Below are 3,551 nucleotides of genomic sequence, written 5' to 3'. Positions count from 1 at the left end.
TGGGGTGGTGAGAACTTTCATTCTACACGAATCCGGCCATGGGTCCTTTGTTTTTTATTCCCAGAAGGTGTCGCACTTCATTTTACAATCCGTCTCAATAATTCCATCCATAATAACACCTCTTGCTAAGTATTTATGAATTATAATACCAAAAGGGTCGTGTCGAAAACTGTCTAAATAGGTCAGGAGCTCTATTTAGTTAGTTATTTTCACCTCAAACTGAGTCCCTAATAATGCTCTAGTAAACTTCAGGTGTTGAAGCGTTATTATGGCAAGAGAATTACCTACAAATCAACCATCTATAAGTTAAAAATATTCTTTAAAAATAAAAAACATCACTTACCAAATATTATCTTCGGTAAGTGATGTTTTTATGTTTTTAATAGTGTGAACTAGGAGTAGGTTGAATTAATCTAATTAACAACTGTTAACTCATCTAGTGGGGTGGTTTTAAAAAACTCGACTATATCACGATAAGTTAGTTTCTCAGAATTGAGTGTATCAGTAATGTGTTCACGTGTAAATAAGTTGTGTCCATTATCCTTTACTAGAACTGCTCTGATTTGTCTAAGAAGAGCTGTGGTTTTTACGGCTAACTCGCGTATTTCGATACAATCTATATGGTATAACTCTCTAGAGTGTGGCAATGCATCTTTTCGTATAGTACTTTTATGACTAATTACTGCAGCATCTATGCTTGTTTCCTCATACGTGGTACAGTTTTCAGTTATCCAATTTTTATGTCCATTTGTTTGCCTGCAGGCATCGATGTAAAGTGGGTCATTTGAACTTTCCTCGGTTTTAGCCTCAAAACCGAAATATCTATTTCTTAACGCCCAGATTCCATCTGGTGTACCATCGCCATTTGGCTTTGACGCTTCAAATCCCAGTAGCTGACCAAGTCTTAATAAACCACGTTCGAACTTCTTAGCCTCATCACTATTGATTAATCCTAAAAACTCTTTCATGTTTCTTTCGAATTTTTGTCCATGTAGGCCTAACTCACTCAATATTGTATCTATGTTTTCTACCTGTGTTGTAAGGTGCGGATCAACCTTAGGAACATCTTTCTCCGAAGGGATATGATGAATTAACTCAGACAACCATGAAACCGCATTAGTACTCCTAAGAGCTGCAGAATAATATTGTCTATCGAGATTTGCATCGACTGCAATATACTCCTTTGCCAAAGTAGCAGCATTACCGGCTAAGTAATTCCACCACGCCCGATAACCGTCTAGTTCTCTACCCCCACTTAGATTTTCAATAACTGCTTTTGCCTTTTGTAGCGCCCTGTCTAATTCTTTTTTCCAAATCGCATAAACAAAATCAACTTCATTCTCTACACTTAAGACAAGCTTTTTGATTTCCATCTTTGGTTTCTTTTCATACTCTTCCCGTATATCCGTAATTGCTTCATTAATTTCAGCATAATACTCTTGATCATTCACAAAATCATTCATAAACTCAACCATTTGATCTACTGACTCAATTCGCTCGGAGTTTTCTAACCCAAAATCTAATTCAGCCTGAATTTCAGGGTGGAACCCAACACGATTTTCTACTTTTGCACAGAATTTCATTAAAACTGGGTCGATCATTAAGACATTTGCAAAATCATCACTCGAACGGGTACAGCGTCCTAATGCCTGGGTGATTCTTGTTTTAACTAGTTCGTTTAAGACCGAATTTGCATTCAGTCTATTCCACATAAAAGCTTCCTGTAAATTTGTAGCTTCTGGCATGCCAAAGATAATTTGGAGGCGGCAAATATCACCTGATAAATCGATACCATCGTAACGGTTTGTCAATATTAAGACGGCCTTTTCCTTAGAAGTAAAGGGCTCCAAACTCTCTTCTATATCTATTGCTCCTAGGATAGAGAATTTGGGTAATTTAGACTCTACTTTTGATTTAAAGAATTGAGCTGCTCGATTATCTGGACACAAAATCAATGCTCTACCATGATTTTTGATTGCTTTCAAGGCAACTTCTAACGAATCCTTCGGATTGAATACACGATTTGGGAATAAAATCAATCTTCTTCCATTGCTGTATTTTTCCCAACCTTTAGGTATTGGTATTTTATCAATTTTCCTTACCCCAGTAATTCTCTCCAACTCGCCGCCTTCCCCTAAAGTAGCGGACATATAAATCCTCTGCTTCGCCCTACTAAACGCTGAGTGTGTCTGTGTAGGCGGAATCAATGGTCTGATGTTTATTTCTCCCCACGAGAAAAACATTTGACAGGCTTCAAGATTTTCATTTATCTTCGACCATGAATATTTAGCATTCCCACAGTTTGCGATATTTTCTTCTAACAGTTCAATTAATTGTGGAAGCTTTTCTAAGTATTTTGGATATGGAATGAGGTCAAATATTGGCTTATAAAATTCCAAATCATCACTCATAATTCTGTTGTAATGATAATCACTAATATCTTCCTTGAATAATTCTATGACGCTTTCAAAGATTTCTCTATTCTCGTTACGTTTTATCTCCACAGTCCACAACGATGAAATATAATTTTCAGCTGAATGGGCATCATCGAAAAGAATTGTATCTGCGTCGTTAAGCTTTGGATTAGTATTGTAAATTCCACTATATGTAGTAATAGCAACAGTCTTATTCGTTATATAGTCACCGTAAGCGTCATCAGGGTATGCATTCTGTGGGCCAATAAGTAAACTGGTAGGCAATCCATATTCCTGAGCTTTAGCATGGACTTGACTGGCAAGTTGCTTCGTTGGACAAAGATAAATTACTTGTTCACGATGACATCTTCTTCTGTATTCGGCAATAAGTAACCCTATTAGGGTTTTACCTGTTCCTGTGGGCAATTCTATGGCGATATCTTGTTTAGTTTTATAGTTGTTGTAGTATTCACGAAGAATATCGGCTTGTTGCGACCATAAGCCTTTTACATTTGGTATTTGAAGTTCTCGAAAGATAGATTCTGGATCTTTTTCCACGACCTTTCCAACTTTCGGCTTAATGAACTCAAATTTTTTCTTCTCTCTCATTGACTGTTACTCCCTTCTTTTCGACTATTCTTTCATATTACTCTACTTTATTTGAAAAATATGTCGAGTTGTGTAGTTGAAGGGAGCTTTTTTCAAGCGATACAAATTCAATTCATCTACAAAACTATTTGACACTCAAAGCCCGAGCTTGAATTATGGTTCAAACTTCGAATGGGATGTTAACGATTAAGAGAGCTAACTAAAGGTTGTCTTTCAGTGAGGGCGACTAGAAAGGGAAATCGGTTTAAGACTCCGTAATTTTGTCCAAAGAAAGCAGCGATAGCGCCTTGTAGCCCACCTATGGTCATGTAGGAGATTGATTCAATCTGAATACCGACTTTTTGAACCGCAATTGCATCCGAACCAAAGCGCACAATGATCTTCGCAATGATGATCGAAATCAACGTGAAGGTCACCCGTTGAATGGTGATCGGTTGTTTTTTGCAAGTGAAAAATGCTCAATTTTGCAGCCAAAAGTACCGAGGCACCTGCCAACCCTCCAAAGCTTAAAAAGGAATCCGTTCCATC

General features: G+C 37.4%; 3 protein-coding genes. All 3 read right to left on the bottom strand.

Going from position 1 to position 3,551, the window contains the following annotated elements; genetic code table 11:
* Positions 1-413: 413 nt before the first annotated feature.
* Positions 414-3,023 (bottom strand): DEAD/DEAH box helicase family protein, encoded by a 2,610-nt coding sequence (locus tag PPOP_RS11840; RefSeq protein ID WP_006286619.1) that lies wholly within the window; start codon positions 3,021-3,023, stop codon positions 414-416.
* 179 nt (positions 3,024-3,202) lie between these two features.
* Entirely contained in the window at positions 3,203-3,397 is a 195-nt protein-coding gene (locus PPOP_RS24270; protein ID WP_234399804.1) for a hypothetical protein, read from the bottom strand.
* Positions 3,345-3,551 (bottom strand): hypothetical protein (locus PPOP_RS24265; RefSeq protein WP_234399805.1); only part of this gene is annotated, 207 nt, incomplete at its 5' end. The genes PPOP_RS24270 and PPOP_RS24265, both read right to left, overlap by 53 nt.

It is taken from the genome of Paenibacillus popilliae ATCC 14706 (genome assembly GCF_000315235.1).
Classification (GTDB): domain Bacteria; phylum Bacillota; class Bacilli; order Paenibacillales; family Paenibacillaceae; genus Paenibacillus_B; species Paenibacillus_B popilliae.
This window is presented reverse-complemented; position numbering and strand designations above follow the sequence as displayed.

Bases quoted from the DNA above. Each gene is read 5' to 3' on its own strand.
- PPOP_RS11840 (WP_006286619.1), bottom strand. From the start codon at position 3,023: ATGAGAGAGAAGAAAAAATTTGAGTTCATTAAGCCGAAAGTTGGAAAG.